18 protein-coding genes and 1 tRNA gene are annotated in these 21,670 nt (G+C 62.0%); 12 read left to right on the top strand and 7 right to left on the bottom strand.

What is annotated here, in order from left to right:
* Positions 1-20: 20 nt before the first annotated feature.
* Positions 21-605: a flavin reductase family protein gene (locus tag BLU25_RS03755; protein ID WP_083369525.1), complete on the bottom strand. Its 585-nt coding sequence runs from the start codon at positions 603-605 to the stop codon at positions 21-23.
* A 109-nt stretch (positions 606-714) separates the two neighbouring features.
* Between BLU25_RS03755 and BLU25_RS03750 the strand changes: the two genes are divergently transcribed.
* Positions 715-1,926: an MFS transporter gene (locus tag BLU25_RS03750; protein ID WP_029611430.1), complete on the top strand. Its 1,212-nt coding sequence runs from the start codon at positions 715-717 to the stop codon at positions 1,924-1,926.
* Between the two features lie 4 nt (positions 1,927-1,930).
* On the opposite strand, the gene BLU25_RS03745 is transcribed toward BLU25_RS03750, so the two are convergent.
* Entirely contained in the window at positions 1,931-2,374 is a 444-nt protein-coding gene (locus tag BLU25_RS03745) for a nuclear transport factor 2 family protein (protein ID WP_016781044.1), read from the bottom strand.
* A gap of 361 nt (positions 2,375-2,735) precedes the next feature.
* On the opposite strand from BLU25_RS03745, the gene BLU25_RS03740 reads away from it, so the two are divergent.
* On the top strand, positions 2,736-2,939 hold the full coding sequence (locus BLU25_RS03740) for a co-regulatory protein PtrA N-terminal domain-containing protein (RefSeq protein ID WP_016781043.1): 204 nt from the start codon (positions 2,736-2,738) through the stop codon (positions 2,937-2,939).
* A gap of 2 nt (positions 2,940-2,941) precedes the next feature.
* Here the strand turns inward: BLU25_RS03740 and BLU25_RS03735 are convergent, their stop codons facing one another.
* On the bottom strand, positions 2,942-4,306 hold the full coding sequence (locus BLU25_RS03735; protein WP_016781042.1) for a sensor histidine kinase: 1,365 nt from the start codon (positions 4,304-4,306) through the stop codon (positions 2,942-2,944).
* Positions 4,284-4,976: a response regulator transcription factor gene (locus BLU25_RS03730; protein WP_029611429.1), complete on the bottom strand. Its 693-nt coding sequence runs from the start codon at positions 4,974-4,976 to the stop codon at positions 4,284-4,286. The genes BLU25_RS03735 and BLU25_RS03730 overlap by 23 nt, the downstream gene beginning before the upstream one ends.
* Before the next feature lie 117 nt (positions 4,977-5,093).
* Here BLU25_RS03730 and BLU25_RS03725 point away from each other — a divergent pair, with 117 nt between their 5' ends.
* From BLU25_RS03725 to BLU25_RS03710, 4 genes are all read left to right on the top strand, one after another.
* Complete coding sequence (locus BLU25_RS03725) at positions 5,094-5,783, top strand: response regulator transcription factor (protein ID WP_016781040.1); 690 nt, start codon at positions 5,094-5,096, stop codon at positions 5,781-5,783.
* A gap of 103 nt (positions 5,784-5,886) precedes the next feature.
* Positions 5,887-7,305, top strand: a complete 1,419-nt coding sequence (locus tag BLU25_RS03720) for an efflux transporter outer membrane subunit (protein ID WP_016781039.1) — start codon at positions 5,887-5,889, stop codon at positions 7,303-7,305.
* The gene (locus BLU25_RS03715; RefSeq protein WP_016781038.1) at positions 7,302-8,468 is read left to right on the top strand and encodes an efflux RND transporter periplasmic adaptor subunit; all 1,167 of its coding nucleotides are present in this window, start codon (positions 7,302-7,304) and stop codon (positions 8,466-8,468) included. The genes BLU25_RS03720 and BLU25_RS03715 overlap by 4 nt, the downstream gene beginning before the upstream one ends.
* On the top strand, positions 8,465-11,542 hold the full coding sequence (locus BLU25_RS03710; protein WP_016781037.1) for an efflux RND transporter permease subunit: 3,078 nt from the start codon (positions 8,465-8,467) through the stop codon (positions 11,540-11,542). The genes BLU25_RS03715 and BLU25_RS03710 overlap by 4 nt, the downstream gene beginning before the upstream one ends.
* 92 nt (positions 11,543-11,634) lie before the next feature.
* On the opposite strand, the gene BLU25_RS03705 is transcribed toward BLU25_RS03710, so the two are convergent.
* Positions 11,635-11,721, bottom strand: a tRNA-Leu gene (locus tag BLU25_RS03705).
* A 289-nt stretch (positions 11,722-12,010) separates the two neighbouring features.
* Here BLU25_RS03705 and BLU25_RS03700 point away from each other — a divergent pair.
* The 4 genes from BLU25_RS03700 (at position 12,011) to BLU25_RS03685 (ending at position 15,524) form a co-directional block, all read left to right on the top strand.
* Positions 12,011-13,057 carry a DMT family transporter gene (locus tag BLU25_RS03700; RefSeq protein WP_016781036.1) on the top strand — a complete coding sequence of 349 codons (1,047 nt, stop codon included), beginning with the start codon at positions 12,011-12,013 and terminating at the stop codon, positions 13,055-13,057.
* A 45-nt stretch (positions 13,058-13,102) separates the two neighbouring features.
* On the top strand, positions 13,103-13,687 hold the full coding sequence (locus BLU25_RS03695; protein WP_016781035.1) for a DedA family protein: 585 nt from the start codon (positions 13,103-13,105) through the stop codon (positions 13,685-13,687).
* A 472-nt stretch (positions 13,688-14,159) separates the two neighbouring features.
* Positions 14,160-14,687 (top strand): DUF4174 domain-containing protein, encoded by a 528-nt coding sequence (locus BLU25_RS03690; protein WP_016781034.1) that lies wholly within the window; start codon positions 14,160-14,162, stop codon positions 14,685-14,687.
* A 225-nt stretch (positions 14,688-14,912) separates the two neighbouring features.
* Positions 14,913-15,524: a LysE family translocator gene (locus BLU25_RS03685; RefSeq protein ID WP_016781033.1), complete on the top strand. Its 612-nt coding sequence runs from the start codon at positions 14,913-14,915 to the stop codon at positions 15,522-15,524.
* Here BLU25_RS03685 and punR read toward each other — a convergent pair.
* Positions 15,460-16,419 (bottom strand): DNA-binding transcriptional activator PunR, encoded by a 960-nt coding sequence (punR, locus tag BLU25_RS03680; RefSeq protein WP_083369857.1) that lies wholly within the window; start codon positions 16,417-16,419, stop codon positions 15,460-15,462. The genes BLU25_RS03685 and punR overlap by 65 nt on opposite strands.
* A gap of 118 nt (positions 16,420-16,537) precedes the next feature.
* Between punR and punC the strand changes: the two genes are divergently transcribed.
* Positions 16,538-17,719, top strand: a complete 1,182-nt coding sequence (gene punC, locus BLU25_RS03675) for a purine nucleoside transporter PunC (RefSeq protein ID WP_083369856.1) — start codon at positions 16,538-16,540, stop codon at positions 17,717-17,719.
* Positions 17,720-18,232: 513 nt separating this feature from the next.
* Here punC and BLU25_RS03665 read toward each other — a convergent pair.
* Entirely contained in the window at positions 18,233-18,928 is a 696-nt protein-coding gene (locus BLU25_RS03665) for a pirin family protein (RefSeq protein WP_016781031.1), read from the bottom strand.
* A gap of 256 nt (positions 18,929-19,184) precedes the next feature.
* Here BLU25_RS03665 and BLU25_RS03660 point away from each other — a divergent pair, with 256 nt between their 5' ends.
* A complete protein-coding gene (locus BLU25_RS03660; protein WP_016781030.1) occupies positions 19,185-21,656 on the top strand; it encodes a UvrD-helicase domain-containing protein in 2,472 nt (823 codons plus the stop codon).
* Positions 21,657-21,670: the final 14 nt, after the last annotated feature.

Here is a 21,670-nt window from a genome sequence, read left to right as displayed (position 1 = left end):
CTCCGTGCTATCACCCGACGCTAAATATTGTTTTCATCCACATCCAGCGCTTCGCCGATGGCGTAGTAATGCCCGCCGGCGATGTAATGCAGGCTGCGCAAGGCGGGGGCGGCAGTTTCAAAATGCCAGTGGCCCTCGCTGAACACACGGGTATCAGCCCAGGCTGCGACCACTTCACCGATAAACAGGTCATAGGCAGTCTGGTTGTGCGGCTCGGGGATCAGCTTGCACGCCAGCCAGGCTGAGCACCCCTCGACAAAGGGCAGGTCATGGCCCTCCCGCTCGAACAATTGCACTCCACAATGCCCAAGCTTGCCCGGGTCATCGAACAGGCTGACGCTGCCGACCCGGCTGGTCAGGTGGATTTGGGCTACCGTAGGTACCTGGATGACAAAGGTGCCGCTGTTTTCCACCAGCTCGCGGGTTTTCACGCTTTTATCCAGCACCACGGTCAGTTTGGGCGGGGCAAAGTCCAGCGCACAGGCCCAGGCCGCCGCCATGACATTCTGTTCGCCGCCGTGGCGGGCCGAGACCAGAACGGTGGGGCCGTGGTTGAGCAGTCGGTAGGCTTTGTCCAGTGGGACGGCTGCAATGTGATCAGGCATTGGGGCTCCGCAAATGGGCAGGGGGTATCAAGGCCGCAGGCTTTGACTTAATGCATGCAGGATACGATGCTTGATTGCTTATCTGAAGCCTCTTGAAACGGAAGTGTTCATGGCCAATCCTTACCGCGACCTTGTGGCCATACCCGGCGTCATGGGGCTGGTGATCGCCAGCTCCATCGCCCGCTTGCCGCAGGCAATGATCGGTATCGGCATCATCACCATGCTGGTCCAGCAAACCGGGCTTTACTGGCTGGCCGGGGCAGTGGCCGGCACCTTTACCCTGGCCAATGCCGTGGCAGGACCGCAGATTTCCAAACGGGTCGACCGCCTTGGCCAGCGCCGGGTGTTGCCGGTGTTTACTGCGTTCAGCATCGCGATGCTGCTGGGGTTGATCGCCGCTTCACATCTGCGTGCCGATGCGCCGTTGTTGTTTGTGCTGGCGGCCCTGGCAGGCACCATGCCCAGCATGCCGGCCATGACCCGGGCGCGCTGGACGCAACTGTTTCGCGGCAAGCCGCTGCTGCATACGGCCTTTTCCCTGGACACCGTGCTGACGGAAATGGCCTTTATCCTCGGTCCGCCCCTGGCGATTGGCCTGAGTACCGGGCTGTTTGCCGAAGCCGGGCCGCTGGCGGTGGCGGTGCTACTGGCAGTTGGCGTCACGGCGTTTGTGCTGCAGCGCCAGACCGAGCCGCAGGTGATCAAGGTCGATAACACTGAAGCAGGTTCGACCTGGCGCTTGCCGGGCCTGCGCACCATTGTGCTGGCCCTGCTGGGCATGGGCGTGATTGGCGGCGCCGTCGACGTGGCCGTGGTCGCTTTTGCCAACGCCCATGGCTGGCCGGCATCCGCCAGTTTTATCCTTGCCGCCTATGCCCTGGGCTCATTGATCGCCGGCCTGGCCTTTGGCGCCTTCAGGGTTGCCATGCCTATGGCTCAACAATTTTTCATCGGCATTCTGGTCACGGCGATCACTGCAGTGTTGCCGATTTTTTCACCGGGGGTGTATTTCCTGGCGTTGATGCTGTTTATCTCCGGGGTGTCATTTGCGCCGACGATGGTGATTGTGATGAACCTTGGCACCTTGATACTGCCGCCGGAGCGGGTCACCGAGGGCCTGACCTGGATGTCCACCGGCATCAGCATCGGCGTGGCGTTGGGCGGGGTGGTGGCCGGGCTGGTGATCGATGCCTATGGCGCCCGCGCCGGTTTTGCCGTGCCCATCGCCGCAGGGGTGGTGATGGTGCTGATCGTATGGCTGGGTCTGGGCACCCTGCAGGCAGCTGCCCAGACCCAGTCGCAACGGGACTTTGCCCACTGATCTGTCAGGCCAGCGCCGGACGCAGGACGTCGCGCGATCCCAGCTCATGGCTGATATCCATGCGCCGATGGGCGATGCGCCAGCCGTTGGGCGTCGACACCCAGCGGTCCTGGTATTCGGCCAGGCATTCATAAGTCATGCTGTGCAGGTTGCCGGTGCCGCGATGGGCTGCGCGCACATACACGCGGCTTGCCACAGCCCCGTCGCGGGCCTCGACCAGCAGGTTGCCGAGCAAGTGTTGGGAGGGGCCGCAACCGCCGAGATGGGCGCGGATCATCGCCACAATCGGCCCGCGCCCTTGCAGGTGAAGGGAGCCGCCATAGTCGGCGGTTGCCTCCTGCACAAAAACCTCATCCAGCGCGGCCCAGTCGCGCTGGTCACAGGCCCGTGCATAGCGAGCCAGCACTTCATTGAGCTGGTGCTCAAGCAGCAGGTGTTCGATGTCCATCTTGCCCCCTTGATTATCGGTGTGCCAGCAGTGTTCCGGCCAGGCTGATGCTCGACCTGGGCGGGGGTTGCCTCATCGTCCGTTCAGACGTTGTAGTTGCGCAGCCGACCGAACGCAGGTGCTGTCTGGATGCAGGGTTTGCGAGTGACATGTTTTCCTTGTGGGAGCCGGGCTTGCCCGCGATGCAGGCACCTCGTCCCAGCAGGATGACCGAGGTGCTGCCATCGCGAGCAAGCCCGCTCCCACCTGTACCTGTCAAAAAATTCATGTTGCGCAGAACAGGCCGTAAGGCCCGGGGCCTCAGGATAGGTTCAAGCCAGCCAATTGTGGGTTGGCGCCATTTATCACTGGAGTTTGCCCCATGAATACCCTCAAAAGCCTGTTGCTTGTAACCCTGATGACCGCCTCTGTGGCTGCGATGGCCGAAGGCGGTGCCGATCGGGTCATGGCGCGGATGGACGCAGCCACGGCGTCCGCCCAGGCCAGCGCGCAGCCGTCGGCAACAAAGACCGCCACGGCCAGCACTCAGGCCGCGTCCAGCAGCGAAACCGCCCGCTCCAATTGAGCTCAGGCCGTGCGCCGGGTGGTCAATTCGATACGGCAGCCCGGCGCCGCGTCGCTGATGCTCAGTTTCATGTCATGCAGGCGCGCAACCGCCGAAACCATGCTCAGCCCCAGGCCATTGCCCGGGGTATGGCGGCTGGCTTCTGCACGGTAGAGCCTGCGCAGCACCGCTTCCTGCTCGGCCTGGGCGATACCCGGGCCGTTGTCCGTCACGCACAGCCCGACCCGGTTCGGTTCACTGATCACGGTCAACCGCACTGCGCTGTGGTCCGGGCAGAACTTGATGGCGTTGTCCAGCAGGTTGCAGATGGCATCGAACAGCAGCTGCGCATCGCCGGGCATCACCGCCGGGAACCGGGCGGGCTCCAGGGTCAGGTTGATGTCGCGCTCCTGTGCCAGGGGTTCATACAGCTCCACGGCGTCGGCACTGATCAGGTTCAGGTCCAGCGGGGCGAAGTGGCTGCGCCGTGCGCTGTCTTCGATTTCGGAGATGCGCAGCAGGGCCTTGAAGGTCAGCAGCAGGGATTTGGCTTCGTTCAACGCCGCGTCGATGCTGGCGGCGTATTGCGCTTCATCCAGGCCACGGCGCTGGGTGCGCTCCAGGCCGGCGATCAGGCGGGTCAGCGGGGTGCGCAGGTCGTGGGCGATGTCGTCGCACACGCCCTTGACCTCGCTCATCAAGCGCTCCAGTTCATCGAGCATGCCGTTGACCACGGTGGCCAGGCGGTCGATGTCGTCGTTGTTGCCCCGCACCGGCAGGCGCCCGGTGAGGTCGCCTTCGATAATGCCCTTGATCGAGCGGCTGACCTTGTCCAGCCGCCGGTGCGCCGAATACCCCAGCACCACGGCGCCGAACAGGCCCACCACCAGCAACAGCACACCACCGGACACCAGCGCGCGAATCAGCAGTTCGTCGAATTCGCGGATGTCGTGGATATCCTGGGCCACCAGCAGGGTCTTGCCGTCGGCCAGGCGATGGACGATAAAGCGCACGGGGCGATGGTGCCCGTTGGCTTTTTTCCAGCGGAATTCCTGGGGTTTGTCGTAGGCCGTAAACGGTGGCAGTTGCTCGATGGCCCCGGCGAGGAACTGGCCCTGCTGGTCGAACAGACTGTGGGGCATGCGCCCGTCAGCGTCCTGCGCGGCGTGGTTGCGGATTTCCCTGAGTTGCAGCTGCGGGTCCTGCGCGCTGCGGTTTTCGACCTGACGATAGAGCAGGGTGTCGGCCTCGGTTTTCAGGTACACCGCCGTCTGCCAGTACACATAGCCGAACAGGGCCAGGAACGAGCAGCCAAACAGGCCGAGAAACACCAGGCCGGTGCGAAAACTGATGGTGCGCGGGATTTCACTCAGGCGAACGAAGGACATAGCCGGCTCCACGAATGGTATGGATCATCGGCGCTTCACCTTCGCCGTCGACCTTGCGCCGCAAGCGGCCCATATGCACTTCAATGACGTTGGTGCGTTCGTCAAAGCGGTAATTCCACACGGCTTCAAACAGCATGGTGCGCGTGACCACCTGGCCGGCGTTGCGCATCAGGTATTCGAGCAGGGCGTATTCCCGGGGCACCAGTTCGATCACGCGGTCACCCCGGCGCACGGTGCGGCTCAGCAGGTCGATTTCCAGGCTGGCTACGCGCAGGCGGGTTTGCCGTGCCTCGGCAGCCGGCTCGGCGCGCCGGCGGTTAAGGGCGTCCAGGCGTGCCGTCAGTTCGATAAATTCGAAGGGCTTGGTCAGGTAATCATCACCGCCGGCGCGCAGGCCACGCACCCGTTCATCGAGGGCGCTGAGGGCACTGAGGATCAGCACCGGGGTGCTCACGCCCGCGGCGCGCAAGGCGGTGAGCAGGCCAAGCCCGTCGAGGCCGCCGGGCAACATGCGGTCCAGCACGATCAGGTCGAAAGGCTCGCTCAGGGCCTTGAGCAGGCCGTCGCGGCCGGTGTGCGCGCAACTCACGGTGAAGCCGTGGTCACACAGGGCCGCTTCGATTTCACGGCAGGTCGGCACGTCGTCTTCGACGACCAGTACATGGGGCATGGCAGTTGCACCGCTCGCATCATCAGGCAGAGATGGCATAGTGTGGCAGAGCCTGCGGCGGCGCCACGTCGTCGTCGGCTAAATAAAAGTTTAGTTTTGACGGGCGGAGACACTACCTTGCGCATTCTCGTGGTTGAAGATGACGCTCGCACGGCGGCCTACCTGCTGCGCGGGCTGAGCGAAAGCGGTCATGTGGTGGATATCGCCAGCGACGGCAATACGGGGCTGGGCATGGCCCTGGAGGGCATTCATGACGTGCTGGTGGTCGATCGCCGCTTGCCCGGCCTCGATGGCATCGCCCTGGTCAAGGCCCTTCGTGCCCAGCAGCTGCGGGTGCCGGTACTGATGCTCAGCGCCCAGGCGTCAACCACCGACAAGGTCGAAGGCCTGCGGGCCGGCTGCGACGATTACCTGGCCAAACCCTATGCCTTTGCCGAAGTGCTGGCGCGCCTTGACGCCCTGTTGCGCACCCGTGAGCAAGGCAGCGGCCCGACACGCCAGCTGCAAGTGGGCGAACTGCAACTGGATTGCGCCACCCGCACCGCCGTGCGCCAGGGCAGGGTGATTGCGTTGCAGCATCGCGAGGCACTGTTGCTGGAAAAACTCATGCGCCACAGCGGCCAGGTGGTGACCCGCGACATGTTGCTCGACAGTGCCTGGGATTACGCCTTCGACCCCAACGACAATGTGATCGACAAGCATATCCATCGTCTGCGCCGCAAACTCGATGAAGGCTTCGATTATTCGTTGATCAGGACCGTGCCCGGTGCCGGCTACAGCTTCGAGGCACCGGCGGCGCCCGGCTAAATAAAAGTTTACCTGCCGACGAACGCTCTGGCAGGCGCCCCCCGCTATCTTGGCCGCATTCGTGGAGTGTTCCACACAGGCTCAAGCGGGAGATGGCTTGCCCATGTCGGTTCCAACCCTGGCGGCGCGCAGATGGCGCCGCGTGCGTGTTTTCCCTTTTTCCCTGGCCGTGCTCGGCGGGTTGCTGCTCGCCGGCTGCTCGATGGTGCCCGCCTACCACTCGCCGCAACTGCCCCTGGCCCCGCAGTGGGAGGGCGCGACAGCTGGCCCTGCGGCCCGTGGCGGGCAATGGTGGAGTGAGTTCCACAGTGCTGAACTGGACCAGTTGATCGCCCGCGGCCTGGCCGGCAACTACACCCTCAAGGCTGCCGCCAGCCGCATCGATGAGGCCCGTGCTTCGGCGCAGGTGGCGGGTGCGGGGCAGTATCCGGCGCTGAACCTGGGCGGCAGTTTCCAGCGCCAGAACAACTACGGCACCACGGCAAAACGCAGCGTGTTTGCCCAGGCCACGTATGAGATCGACTTTTGGGGCAAGCAACGGGCTGCGGCCGACTCTGCCGATGCCCTGGCCAGTGCCACGCTGTTCGATGCCCAGACCCTGCGCATGAGCCTGGGTGCCAGCATTGCCGACAGTTACTTCCAGGTGCTGTCCCTCGAAGAGCGTTTGCGCCTGGCCCAGGCCATTGCCGACGATGCGCGGCGGGTACTGGCGCTGGTGCAAGTGCAGGCCAGCCAGGGCGCGGTGTCGAACCTGGAAGTCGCCCAGCAACGCAACGCCATGCAAACCTTCGAGGCCGCGATGACGCCCCTGCGTCAGCAACGGGATCTGGCCCTGTATCAACTGGCCGTGCTGGTGGGTGAGCAGCCTGCGGGCTTTCATCTGCAAGCGGGCGGGCTGGACAATCTGCAAGTGCCGCAGCCTGCTGCCGGGCTGCCAATCGGCCTGCTGCGCCAGCGCCCGGATATCCAGGCCGCCGAAGCGCGGCTGCAATCGGCCAACTTCGATGTCGGCGTCGCCCGCGCGGCGTTCCTGCCCAACCTGTCGCTGGACTTGCTCGGCGGCCTCGACACCCTGGGTGGCGGGCAGATCTGGAGCGCCATCGGCACCCTTGGTCAGCCGCTGTTTGCCGGTGGTCAGCTCAAGGGGCAATTGCATTTCGATCAGGCCCATGTGCAGGAACTGACCGCGAGCTACCGCGAATCCATCATCGAAGCCCTGCAGGATGTGCAAACCCAGCTCAGCGCCGCCCGCGAACTGGACAAAAGCTACGACCTGAACCGGGCTGCGGTCGATTCGGCACGGGAGGCGGCACGCCTGGCGCAGGTTCGCTACCGGCTCGGCTCGACCGACTTCCAGACCCTGCTGATCGTCGAACGCACCCAGTACCAGGCCGAAGACACCCTGTTGCAGGTGCGCCTGCAGCACTTGCAGGCCGCTGTCGGGCTGTTCCGCGCCCTGGGCGGCGACTTCGCGCCCCAGACCCTCGCTTCCCATTCTCCAGCTCAGGTGGCACAGCCATGAATGCCTTGAAATCACATCCTCGCGTCACTTTCTGGGGGCTGGCGGTGCTGGGCCTCGCCGTGGCTTTTGCCTGCGCCTACTGGCTGCGGCAGGCCCAGGCCGCGCCGGTCAAGACCGGGGAGGACGCCGTGCCGGTGCAGATGGCCCGGGTCAGCCGTCAGGACCTGCCCGTATGGATCAGCGCCATTGGCAATGTGCAGCCGCTCAACAGCGTCAATGTGCGGGTGCGGGTGGACGGCGAGTTGCAACAAGTGCTCTTCGATGAGGGGCAGACCGTCACTGCGGGCAGCCTGCTGGCGGTGGTCGATCCGCGCCTGTATCAGGCCCAGGTGGCCCAGGCGCAAGCCCTGGTGGCCAAGGACCAGGCGCAGTTGGCCAACCTCAAGGTCAGCCTCGACCGCGCCAGCAAACTGGCCGCCGCCCAGGCCGGGCCGACCCAGGATGTCGACACCTATCGCGCGCAACTGGCGGCCCAGCACGCCACGGTGCAGGCCGATCAGGCGACGCTGGACACGGCGCGCCTGCAACTGGAGTTCACCCGGGTCAAGGCGCCGTTCACTGGGCGTACCGGCCAGCGGCAGCTGGATGTCGGCGCCATCGCCCACGGCGCCGAGGCCACCGGGCTGGTGACCATTACCCAGATGAACCCGATCTCGGTGGCGTTCGCCGTGTCCCAGGACGCGCTGGCGAACATTCTTGAAGAAAATGCCAAGGGCGCGCTGCAGGTGGTCGCCATGAGCCGTGACGGCCAGCAGGAAATCGCCCGTGGCCACTTGAGTTTTATCGACAGCCAGGTGGCCCCGGCCAGCGGTCAGGTGCAGCTCAAGGCGCAGTTCGACAACAGCGCCGCCAAACTGTGGCCCGGCGAGCTGGTCAGTGCGCGGTTGCTGGTGCAGACCCACCATGATGTGGCCGTGGTGCCGAGCGATGCCGTGCAGTTGGGCCGCGACGGCCATTTTGTCTATGTGGTGGATGCCGCGCAGCGGGTGCAGCCACGCCGGGTCGACGCCGCCACGGTGGTCGATGGCAAACAGTGGATCCGCCAGGGCCTGGCGGCGGGTGAAACCGTTGTGGTGCAGGGCCAGTCCCGCATCGCCCCGGGGCTCAAGGTCACGCCGGTCAACACTGACAGCACGGCCGAGCTGGCGCAGGTGGCGCCATGAAGGGGCTTGCCGGATTGATCCAGCGCCGTGTGGGCCTGAGCCTGTTGGCCCTGGGAGTCATGCTGCTGGGAGTGTTTGCCTATTTTCAACTGCCGGTCGCGCCATTGCCGAGCGTGGATTTCCCGACGATACAAGTCACCGCCAAGTTGTCCGGCTCCAGTGCCGAAACCATGGCGTCCTCGGTGGCCACGCCCCTGGAGCGTGCGTTTGCCACAGTGCCGCAAGTGACCTCGATGACCTCGTCCAGCGCGGCGGGCAAAACCCAGGTGGTGTTGCAGTTCGACCTGTCGCGGGACATCGACGGCGCCGCCCAGGACGTGCAAACGGCGATCAACACCGCCACGCCCAACCTGCCGCGGACCATGACCAGCGCGCCGACCTTCAACAAGGTCAACCCGGCCGAAGGCACGGTCATGTCCCTGGCCGTGACCTCGCCCACCCGTACCTTGCCTGAACTGGACCGCTACGCCGACAACTACATTGCCCAGCGCCTGTCGCAAATCCCCGGGGTCGGCATGGTGGATTTTCATGGTGAACAGAAACCGGCGGTGCGGGTGCAGATAGATCCCGATGCCCTGGCGGCCCGTGGCCTGACCCTGGAGGATGTGCGCAGCATCATTGGCGTCAGCACCCTCGACCAGCCCAAGGGCACCCTCGACGGCCCGACCCGTTCCATCAGCCTGGGGGCTACCGATCAATTGCTCGACCCGCAACACTATCGCGAGCAGGTGGTGGCCTATAAAAACGGCATGCCCATCAAGCTCGGCGACCTCGGGCGGGTGATCGCCGGGGCCGAAGACACCCAGCAGGCGGCGCAGTTGGGCGCCGAGCCCACGGTGATTGTCGACATTCATAAACAGCCGGGTTTCAACCTGCTGTCGACCATCACCACGATCAAGGCCCGCCTGCCGGAGCTGACCGCCTCGTTGCCCCGGGACGTGCAGGTGCAGGTGGTGGGTGACCGTACTCAGACCATCGAAGCCTCGGTCAATGACATGCAGTTCACCTTGCTGCTGTCCATTGCCCTGGTGGTCGTGGTGATCTTCGTGTTCCTGCGCAAGGCAACGGCCACGCTGATCCCCAGCCTGACCATCCCGCTGTCGCTGACGGCCACGTTCGGGGTCATGTACCTGCTGGGCTACAGCCTGGACAACCTGTCGATCATGGGGCTGGCAATTGCCGTGGGCTTTGTGGTGGACGATGCGATCGTGGTGATGGAGAACATCGTGCGCCATCTTGAGATGGGTAAGTCACGGCTGCAGGCGGCGGTCGACGGCCTGCGCGAAGTGGCGTTCACCATCGTCTCGATGACCGTGTCGCTGATTGCCGTGTTCCTGCCCATCCTGCTGATGTCGGGGATTGTCGGGCGACTGATGCGCGAGTTCGCGGTGACGGTGAGCGTGGCGATCATCATGTCCGGGATCGTGTCCCTGACCATCACCCCGATGCTCTGCGCCTGGCTGCTCAAACCCCATGCCGAAAGCGAGGAGGGGCGCTTTGCCAAAGCCTGCGAACGCCTGTTCGATGGCGTGCAGAACCGCTACCGGCGCAGCCTGGACTGGGTGCTCGACCACCAGCGCATCACCCTGGCAGTGGCCGTGGCTACCCTGGTCGTCACCGCGGCGCTGTATGCAGCCATCCCCAAGGGCTTCTTCCCGCAACAGGACAACGGCCTGATCCAGGGCGTTGCCGAGGCCGCTGCAGACATCTCGCCAACCGCCATGCAGGCACAGGTCAACCGTGCTGCCGAGATCATCGGCCAGGACCCGGATGTGGCCCGGGTGTACTTCTGGATCGGGCCTAACCCGACCGTGAGCCAGGGCAAGATAATGATCAACCTAAAGCCGTTCAGCGAGCGCAGTGCCAGCGCGGGGCAGGTCATCAGTCGCCTGCAGCCGGCGCTGGACCGGCTGGACGGGGTCAAGGTGTTCATGCAGGCCAACCAGGACATCCAGATCGGTGGCCGGGCCAGCAAGACCCAGTACCAGTACACCCTGCAGGACCCGGACAGCGCCGAACTGGATCACTGGAGCGGCGTGCTCCTGGCTCGGCTCAAGACCCTGGCACCGCTGCAAAACGTCACCTCGGACCAGCAACAGGCCATTGCCCAGTCGACCCTGGTGATCGACCGCCCCACGGCCGCGCGCCTGGGCGTCACGGTGCAGGCCATCGACGACGTGCTCTATGACGCCTTTGGCCAGCGGCAGATCGCAACCCTGTTTACCCAACTGGACCAGAACCATGTGATCCTGGAACTCGACCCAGCCTGGCAAGCGTCCACGGCGACCCTGGAACATTTATTTGTCCGCGCCGACAGCGGGGCGCTGGTGCCGTTGAGCCTGCTGGCCAGCGTCAAGAGCGAGCAAGTGCCGATCATCATCAACCACCAGGGGGTATTCCCGGCTATTACCTTGTCGTTCGACCTGGCGCCCGGGCATGCCTTGAGCGAAGCGGTGAGCGCCATCAACCAGGCCTCACTGGCCGTGGCCATGCCCGACAGCGTGGTCGGCAGCTTCCAGGGCAGCGCCCAGGCCTTCCAGGACTCGCTCAAATCGCAACCCTGGCTGATCCTGGCGGCCATCCTCACGGTCTACATCGTGCTGGGCGTGCTGTACGAGAATGCCATCCACCCGCTGACCATCATCTCGACCTTACCGTCCGCGGGTTTTGGCGCGCTGCTGGCGCTGATGCTGAGCGGGCAGGACCTGTCGGTACTGGGCATGATCGGCATCATCCTGCTGATTGGCATCGTCAAGAAAAACGCAATCATGATCGTCGACTTCACCTTGCAGGCGCAGCAGCGGGGCCTGTCGCCCCGGGATGCGGTGCGCGAAGCCTGTCTGCTGCGCCTGCGGCCGATCCTGATGACCTCGCTGGCCGCCTTGCTCGGCGCCGTACCGCTGGCGTTCGGTCATGGTGCTGGCGCAGAACTGCGCCAGCCGTTGGGGATTGCGATAGTGGGCGGTTTGCTGGTGTCGCAGATCCTCACGCTCTACACCACGCCGGTGGTGTACCTGTGGTTTGAGCGGCGGCGGGGCAAGCGCCGGGCCGTTGCTGTCGAGGAGATGGCCTGAGGAGGGGGCCAGAATTGCGCAGCAGTCTGAATTTTGCGGTGCAAAAAACAAAGGGCCTGCACGAAGAATCTCATGCAAGCCCTTGATTTGTTTGGTGCCCGAAGCCGGAATCGAACCGGCACGTCCTTACGAACGGGGGATTTTAAGTCCCATGCGTCTACCAATTTCGCCATTCGGGCGGTAGCGCTGTAAAGCGGGTCACGAAGGTCGGTGCTTTAACGAACAAAGTACTCAAGGCCCGCGCAACAGGTGGACGAATATATAGAGCCTGCGCCCATGAGGCAAGTTCGATAACGCGTATTTGGCGACATTTTTTTTCCGTTGGCTGGCCAAAACCGTCGAAAAATCATAGATATAAGTAAAGGCCCGGGTTTGCGCCCGTGCTGGCGCAGGCATTTGCCGCGCTGCTGCGGCGCGTATTCCCGAGTAGGCTAGGCTGCTTGCACAGCCGGGACATGAGTGGGCGTGATGAATACGAGTGTAATTTATGCATTGGCAGCCGCTGCGCTGTTCGGGGCCAGTACGCCACTGGCCAAGGTGCTGGGGACTGAAGTCTCGCCGGTGATGCTGGCCGGGCTGTTGTACCTGGGCAGTGGCCTGGGGTTGTTGTTGGTGCGCTGTGTCCGCGATCGGGGCTGGAAGCGCTCGGGCCTGGGGGCCGGTGAATGGCCCTGGCTGCTGGGGGCCATTGTGTTTGGCGGGATCCTGGGGCCTGTCGCCTTGATGTTCGGTTTGACCCTCACCAGCGGTGCGACGGCTTCGCTGATGCTCAATCTGGAGCCGGTGCTGACTGCGCTGCTGGCCTGGGTGGTCTTCAAGGAAAACGCCGATCGGCGGATTGTGCTGGGCATGCTGGCAATCATTGTCGGCGGCGTGGTGTTGTCCTGGCCGGCGGGGGGCGGCGCGGTTGTGTCGCGGTCCTGGCTTGGGCCGTTGGCCGTGGCATTGGCCTGTTTCTGTTGGGCGGTCGATAACAATCTGACGCGCAAGGTGTCTGCTTCAGATGCGCTCTATATCGCGGGCGCCAAAGGCCTGTTCGCGGGGCTGGTGAACTGTGCGATTGCTTTGATTCTGGGGGCGAAGATCCCGGCGCCCGGGGTGCTGAGCCCGACCCTGCTGATCGGTTTTTTAGGCTATGGTGTGAGCCTGGTGCTTTTTGTCCTGGCCTTGCGCGGCCTGGGGGCGGCGCGCACTGGGGCGTATTTTTCGACGGCGCCTTTTCTGGGCGCAGCGATTGCCATTGTGCTGCTGGGCGAGTCGGTGTCGCTGCTGTTCTGGCTGGCTGCAGCCTGCATGATGGTCGGGGTCTGGCTACACCTGACCGAAAGCCATGAGCATGAGCATGAACATCAGCCGCTGGAGCACTCCCATCGCCATACCCACGATGAACACCACCAGCACACACATGCCGAGGATGTGCCGGCCGGCAAGGCCCACAGCCACACGCATCAGCATGCTGTGATCAGCCACAACCACCCGCATTTCCCGGATATCCATCATCGCCACCGGCACTGAGTCGCTGCATTTTGCACCCTGATTTAATGGAGCTATGGACTGCGCATGTTTGAACACATCGATTTTAATTACCTGCTGGCAACCTATGGCTACCTGGCCATTTTTATCGGCTGTCTGCTCGAAGGTGAAACCATTCTGATTCTGGGGGGGATGGCGGCGCACCAGCATGTGCTCAAGCTGTTGCCGGTGATTGGCTATGCCAGCCTGGCAGGGATGCTGGGGGATCAGTTGTTGTTTTGGGCCGGGCGTTATTTCGGTGCTCGCCTGTTGCCGCGCCTGCACAAGCAGCAGGCCGCCATCGATCGCGTGACGCAGCTTATTAACCGGTATCCGACGGTGTCGATTTTCTCGGTGCGGTTTTTGTACGGCATGCGCTTGATCGGGCCTATGGTGATCGGTGCCAGCAAGGTGTCGCCGTTGAAGTTTCTCTGTATCAATGCCCTGGGCGCTGCTGCTTGGGCAACGCTGTTTGCCAGTGGCGGATATTGGGCCGGGGAGTTTCTCGAAGGCATGCTGGGCGACCTCAAGCCCTACCGCTTGCCGATTGCCCTGGGCGTCGTGGCATTGATGGTGGTGGTGGCCGTGGCCCGTCACTACAGGGCGAAAACCAAGGCCGTCAAATCGAGTTGATCCGCGGCCTACTTGTTTACCATTTGTGTCTTTGAACCGGGTTTTTTGTCCTGTCAAAAAACACCAAATGCCTTTCGGTAAATTGGATTTTACTCGCGCTCATAGAGGAATTTTCCTGCGCCAACTGTCGTTGTTGCCATCTTGTGAGCGCCACGATCTCTAATGTTTTCGGGCTCGCTCGACGGTCTCCAGGTGCCCGCTGCTGCCGTCAGCCTGGCGGGAGCAAGGGGCAGGCTGATCAAGGGGGTGGCGTTGATGTTCTGGCGTGTGTCGGGAGGGTCGCGTGCGCTGGGGATGGGCAATACCCGCCCGGGATGCAGTTGCAAAAAATAAACATGAAAGGCAAAGTCCGGGAACCCGGTTGCGTGACTGATCCCTTGGCCTACGCTTTGAACTACAGGCTCAATGCCAAGGGTTTCAAGGCATTGGTAACACGCTCGCGAAGCCGGTCCGATAGTAAAAGGAGATCTGGATGTTTATCCGTTTATTGATCCTTGCCTCTGTGCTGGTCACTGGCACGGCGCAGGCCGTTGAAGTTCCAAGCCCGCTCGAACAGGACCGCGGCAAGTTTCGCCCGCTGGTTATCGTTGCGCGTGCCGAGGCCGACCCAACCCTGGTCAACCTCAAGAAAGCCCTTGAGGACCCGGCCAACAAGCAGGCTTTTGACCAGCGCAATATGGTGCTCTATACGATTGTGGGCATTACCGGCAAACGCGATGGCAAGGACCTTGAACCCCAGAGCACCATGTCGCTGATTCGCGGGCTCAAGCCGGGGATGATCATCGACCAGGCCAAAGTGATCCTGATCGGCAAGGATGGCGAAAAGAAAGTCGAGACAGTGGGTGATGTTGACCTCGCCGAGCTGTTCAAAACCATTGATGCCTTGCCCGTGGCCGAGAAGGAGACCCAGGCTCCGGTCGCCGTGGAGCCGCCCGCCAAAGGCAGCGCGGCGGGCAAGTCGGTTAAGCCGGGCAAAGCGGTGCAGGCACTGGATGACTGAATGCCAGGCAAAAAAAGGCCCGCTGGGGGAGCGGGCCTAAATGGGATTCACTAAAGGAGTGGATCCAATCTAGGCGCAATGATGTGAAATTGATGTGAAAGCCTTGCTGTAATGACGCAAGCCACTGCCAAGGTGTGTGGTGAAAATAGTGCCCATCTGTAGCGCAATGCCAGCACGGTAATCCGATAGGGTGGAGCTACTGCTCCCTGACTGTCGGATAACCTTATGCCGTTCTCCCTTGAACTGATCTCTGCCTTCGCGCTCTTTGCCTTCGTTTCCTCCATCACCCCTGGCCCGAATAACACCATGCTCCTGGCATCAGGGGTCAACTTTGGTTTCAGGCGCACCATCCCCCATGCCCTGGGGATCAGTTTCGGCTTTATGTTCCTGGTGCTTGCGGTCGGCCTGGGGTTGGGCGGGGTATTCAAGGCCGTCCCCGTGGCCTACACCGTGCTGCGTTATCTGGGGGCGGCGTATTTGTTGTATCTGGCGTGGAAGGTCGCCACTTCGGGGCCAGTTTCGCCATCGGAGGCGGCCCACGGCAGGCCGTTGGGCTTTTGGGGCGCGGCGGCCTTTCAATGGGTCAACCCCAAGGCCTGGGTCATGGCCATTGGTGCAATTACCACCTACACGCCGTCCCAGGGTTATATCGCCAACGTGTTTATCATTGCTTTGGTGTTCGCCATCATCAACTTGCCCAGCGTGTGCGTGTGGGCAGGCTGCGGCAGTGCGTTGCGCAGCGTGCTGACCAGGCCCAGGTGGCTGCTGGCATTCAACCTGACGATGGCGATGCTGCTGGTGGTGTCGCTGTATCCGATTCTGTTTGATGTTCATTGAGCCATTCCTGGCTCAGGGTGGCGGTGTCTCCCAGATACTCCAAAAGCCAGCTCATGGCCGGGGAGTGATTTTTCTGTGCCCAGGCAATGCACGAAGGGCTGGCGGGGAAGGGCCGCTGCAGATTCAGTGCAAGCAGTTGCCCCTGGTCGATCAGGGGCTGGGCCAGATGGGCCGGGACCATGCCCACACACAGGCCGTCACTCAAGCAGGCCAGCCCCGAAGCCCAATCGGGCACCATCATCCGGCGCTGGTTATCCAGGGTCCAGGTGTCGCGTTTGGGCAGGCTGCGCGAGGTGTCATCCATGCATAGCGCAGGGTAGGGCCGCAGGTCCTCATCACCGAGCAAACCGGGAATGGCCGCCAGCGGATGCTGCGGGCTGGCAACGCACAACCAGTGCAGAAAGCCCATATCGCGAAAGGCGAAACTGCCTGCAACCGGCACGGCACGGGTGGCGCCGATCACCAGGTCTGTGCGGCCATCCACCAGGGCATCCCACACACCGTTGTACACCTCGTACTGAACGATGAGCTCCACATCAGGAAAGTGCCGATAGAAGTCGATGATCATTTGCTGGCAGCGCGGCTTTTTGATGATTGAGTCCACGGCCACCCGCAACTGGCCGCTCCAGCCATTGGCAACTTGCTGGCAGAGGCGGCGGGTGCCAAGCATTTTTTTCATCACGTCGCGGGCTTCTTTGACAAACATCTGCCCGGCGGGCGTCAGCTCCACGTCGCGGTGGCGACGCACAAACAATGGCACTGCCAGCCACTGCTCCAGTTGGCGCACGGTGTAACTCACGGCGGAGGGTACGCGGTGCAGTTCCTGGGCTGCGCCACTGAAACTGCCGTGGCGGGCGACAGCGTCAATCACATCCAGGGAGTATTCAGACCACACGGTTTTGCCTTCAAAAAATTCGATGTCAGTTGGCAATTATTATCGCTTCACAAGCCAATGCTCAACTGGATAATGCGCGTCAGTCAACAAATTGTTTGATGGCAAGTTTTGGGTGCACATGAAGAACTCTTTTGGATTTACCTGTTACCTCGCCGGGCTCAGCATGCTGGGTTATCTGGCGATGGATATGTACTTGCCGGCATTCGGCACGTTGCGCAGTGAGCTGGGGCTCTCTGCGGGGGCGGTGGGCGCAAGCCTGAGCATCTTTTTGGCCGGTTTTGCCCTGGGCCAGTTGGTGTGGGGGCCGTTGTCGGATCGCTGGGGGCGCAAGCCGGTGTTGCTGGCGGGGCTGTCGCTGTTTGCCCTGGGATGCGCGGGCATGTTCTGGGTTCAGGACAGTGTGCTGCTGCTGAGCCTGCGGTTTATTCAGGCCATCGGCATTTGCGCGGCGGCGGTGACCTGGCAGGCGCTGGTCATTGACCGCTACCCGGCTGACAAGGCCAACCGCGTGTTTGCCGGGATCATGCCGCTGATGGGCCTGTCACCTGCGTTGGCACCGTTACTGGGGGCCGTGGTGCTGGGGCATCTGGGCTGGCAGGCAATTTTTGCGGTGTTGCTGGGTTTGGCGTTGCTGTTAATCGTTCCGACGCTGCTGCTCAAGGAGCCCCCTCGCGTAGCGTCCAAGGCAGTCAAGGCCAGGGTGAGTTACTGGCAACTGCTGAGCACTGCAACTTTCAGTGGCAACGTGATGATCTTCGCCGCGTGCTCGGCCAGCTTTTTTGCCTGGTTGACGGCCTCACCTTTTATTTTGGGTGACATGGGCTATAGCCCAAGCGATATCGGCTTGAGCTACGCGTTGCCTACTGTTGCGTTTATGGTGGGTGGCTACAGCTGTCGCAGCGCGCTGCAGCGCATCAGCGGACGGGTGCTGTTGCCCTGGTTGCTGGTGGCGTACTGCGCGAGCATGGTCGGGTTGTATGTAGTTGCGACCCAGACCGTGCCGACGTTGACTACCTTGCTGATACCCTTTTGTCTAATGGCGCTGGTCAATGGTGCGAGCTATCCGATTGTTGTAGCGAGTGCATTGAAGCCGTTTTCGCAAAACTCCGGCAAGGCCGCAGGTTTGCAGAACACCTTGCAGCTTGGGTTGTGTTTTTTGGGCAGCTTGCTGGTGTCGAGTTTTATCAGCCAGCCGCTGCAAATCACGGTTGAAGTGATGCTGGCGACGGCGCCACTGGCGGTGCTGGGGTATTTGATTCAGCGGCGCAAGGTGAATGCCGAGGTGTTGGCGGCGTCTTGACTCAAGAAACTTCCCGTGACGCACCTGTCACCCATCAGGCGCGAGCCACAAAAGAGTGAGGGTAGGCCACCCATGCCAACAGGCCGGCCGGTCGGCCGCCTCGGGGTGCAGTGCTTTTGATCTGCCAGCCCTCCCGGGAGGCCGAGAGGAAGTTCTGTGGAGTGGGTCGACCGGCATGGATGCCGGGAGAGCCGCGATGGGCCATGGATGGCCCGTGGCGGCGTGCCCACGGAGCAGGACTGTAGCGAGGGAACCTGAGCGAAGCGAAGGCCGTACGATGGGGCGAAAGCGCTTTGGTTACTTTGCCGCTTTTGCAAAGTGACTCGCTGTAAGAGCGAAACCCATCTTCCGGTTAAACGCAAATGCCGGATATGTACACGGTGGGTCAGTTTTTCCCGACACCAACGAGTCAAAACAACGCGCCTGTAGCCAATCAGGCGCGTGTTGTTGGCCAGCCGTACGCAGCCTTCGTGCCTCGACAGCGACTACAGAAGTTGCGCAGCGCACACTTCGTCAAGCCACATCCACCAGCACAATCTCACTGTCTTCAATTGCCGTGACCCGTAGCACGGTCTCATCGACAACGGCCACACCGTCCCGTGCGCTGGCCCGTAGACCATTAACCTCGATCACCCCGGTGGCAGGCACCAGATAGGCGCGGCGGCCACTGTCCAGGCGATACTCGGCAGTCTCACCGGCCTTGAGGTTGGCCGCTACCAGTCGCGCATCGGCACGAATGCGCAGGCTTTGCTGATCGCCATCCTTGCCGCTGGCCAGGGTCACAAAACCCTCGCGCTGGCCTTTGGGGAAAGGCTTGGCCCCCCAGGACGGAGCATCCCCTTGCTGGTTGGGGATGATCCAGATCTGGAAAATCCTGGTCGGCGTCGGCTCCAGATTGTATTCGCTGTGGGCAATCCCGGTACCGGCGCTCATGACCTGTACGTCGCCTGCTTCGGTACGGCCCTTGTTACCCAGGTTGTCTTCGTGGCTGATAGCCCCTTCACGAACGTAGGTGATGATTTCCATATCGCGGTGCGGATGCTTCGGGAAACCGGTGCCCGGGGCGATCACGTCGTCGTTCCATACCCGCAGGTTGCCCCAGTTCATTCGCTGCGGGTCGTGGTATTCGGCGAACGAAAAGTGGTGATGGGCGTCCAGCCAGCCGTGGTTAGCTGCGCCCAGTGTGTTGAAAGGTCTGAGTTCAAGCATGATGCTTCTCCTGAGTAGGCTGCCAAGGGTTGCCCGGTTGGCGATGGGATGATTCTCCACCCGAAACCTATCGATAAAAAGCTGAAAAAATGCGTTAAACCCATCTATTTGATTGATGTGTTTCTGAGCCATTAAATCGCTATTAACCTTCAAAACAAGCTCTAAACGGCTGATGCCCAAGCAATTAGCTAGAAATTGGCGGGCAATGGGGCGACCATAGCCCTTCCGCCCGGACAGCCTCACACCTGGAGTCAGCGTGCCGCAACACAATCCCGAACTGCCTGAACAACTTGCCCCCATTGCTCAATTGCCTTTGCTCAAGCGCCTGGCGGCGCGATTGTTTGGCAGGGGCCTGAGCCGTTTGCACGCACAGCATGCGCCGTCCTGGTTGCAGGGGCAGGCGGACGGCTTTCGTAGCGGGCACAGTGCCGGGGTGGATTACGGCTTCAAGGAGGGCCATGCCGAAGGGCTGGAAGAGGGCCGCCCGGTGCTGTTTATCAGCGACATGCGCCCGCAGGAACTGCGTGCCCCCGGGATCGACGATAACCTGTTCGATGACTGGCGTCTGCCGCTGGGCCCGGAACTGAAGAAACTGATCAAGGCCGACGTGGCCGCCAATCTGCCCGGGCACGCCCAGCCCAGTGCGGCACAGTGGAAGATGATCTTCAGCGATACCCCGTCAACCTCGGTGGTTGCAGGCGCCGGTGCTGGCAAGTCGACTTCGCTGGTGTTGCGCATTCTGTTGCTGACCCATTACCTGGGCTTTGAGCTCGATTCGATGACTGTGGTGACCTTCACCCGCGAGTCACGCAAGGACTTTATCAAGAAGCTGCAGGAAGTCTTCGCCTTGTGGGGGCGCGATCTGTCGCTCAAGGAAGCCCGTGATGTAGTACGCACCTTTCACTCGCGGATTTTGCCTATGGTGCGCAGCTTGCCCGGCTATAGCCAGTTACAGGCCTTCGAGACCCTGAATAACCGCAACCTGCTCAACGACGACGATACCGACAGCAATCCCTTTGACTTGCGCATCAACGACGCCCAACGCCAGCAGCTCAACGCCTGTTACCACGCGCTGCATAACCGTGATGAGCGTTTCCGCCAGACCCTCGCACCGCTGCGCCTGCATGCCTTGCAGCTCAAGGAGCTGGAGCGCGATCACCCGGATGTGCAAAAACGCATGGCGGTGACCGAGCTGGCCGCCAGGCGTGACGAAGAACTGTGTGACACCCTCGAAGACCTCTGGTTTGCCGCCGGCGCGTGGCCGATCAAGGGCATCGAGCCCAATCGCGAAACCGTTGAGATCAATGGCTCGCAGTTCCATTGCCACGGTTATATTGCCGAGCTGGATGCCTGGGTGGTGTTGGGTTTCGACCCGCGTGAGAACCCGCAGATCTGCCGCCCCGGGGCCAAGCTCAGCGTGCGCGCCGAATGGGCAGTCAAGCGCACGCTGTTTCAAGCTTTTTGCAGTAAGCCATTGATATGGCTTGAAAATTATGACGCAGCCAAACGTGTGGTCAGTGCCCTGGCAGGGGATGCCAGCGCAGGCCCCGGGTTTGATTACAAGCTCAAGGGCGAGCTGGGTTCAGCGCCCTTGCTCGACAGTTTTGTCGCGGCCGCCAGTTTTATCGAAAACCTGGGGCTGGACGTGGCCGCTGCCGTGGGCGACATGCGCTTTGCCAAGGATGACCCGGACCGGTTCTTTTTTGAGGCCTTGAGCCTGTTCTGGCGAGCGCTGGAAGACCATTTGCTGGCACAGACCCCGCCGGTGATGACGTACAACCGCATGTTCTCCCTGTTTGGCGAAAACACCCCGCAGAACTTCAAGCTGCTCAGCCACGAGCAGCTGCGCCCGCTGTCGCACTTGATGATCGATGAGTTCCAGGATGTCTCGCCGCAGATTGTGTCCTGGCTGCGCGCCAGCCTGCGCGAGATCCGCAGCCGTGGCCCGGCCATGCATGTTGGCCGTGGAGCCCAGCGTTCTTCGCTATTGTGCGTGGGCGATGACTGGCAATCGATCTACGGCTGGCGGGGCAGTTCACCCAAGTACTTTATGGAGTTCGACAAGCAATTCCTGTCGCCCGCCACTACCCGGGTGATGCTCAGCGACAACTTTCGCAGTCATCAGCACATCATCGATGCTGCCGAGCATATCGTCCGTGCCGCGCCGTCGATTGCCGGCAAGCGGGCCAAAGCCAGCGGTGAGCCCAAGCTGGCGGTCCCGGTGAATGTGCTCAATCGCGATGATCAGGCCCTGGCCGCGCAGTTGATCGAACATTACAACGCCGGCGACAGTATCTTGATGTTGTTTCGAAAAAGCAGCGACAAGTTGTTGATTGAAAAGGATATACAGTCAGTAGTTAATGTGGATTCTAGGTTGGCGCCGGAGCAGCGCAGGCTCAAGCAACTGACCTATCACAGTTCCAAGGGCCTGCAGGCCGATGCTGTTTTCCTGCTGGGGGATTGTCAGCATCTGACAACCTCACCTTACAAAAACCAGGTGTACCGCATGGCAGGCCTGGGCAAGGAGGTTGACCCCGAGCCGTACGACAATGCCCAGAAAGACGAAATCCTGCGCCTGGCCTATGTCGGCATCACCCGGGCCGTGAAGCATTGCTACTGGTATGTGGAAAGCCAGGATGGCCAAGGGCCGAATAACCCCAGAGCCTCGGACCGCGTGCCCCAGGGCAAGGCGTTTTTCGAGGATTTGCGCCTCACCCACAATAATTAAAGGACTGCCTTTTG

It is taken from the genome of Pseudomonas fragi (assembly GCF_900105835.1).
GTDB lineage: Bacteria > Pseudomonadota > Gammaproteobacteria > Pseudomonadales > Pseudomonadaceae > Aquipseudomonas > Aquipseudomonas fragi.
Note: the sequence above shows the minus strand (reverse complement) of the source record. Positions and strands in the feature narration are given on the sequence as shown.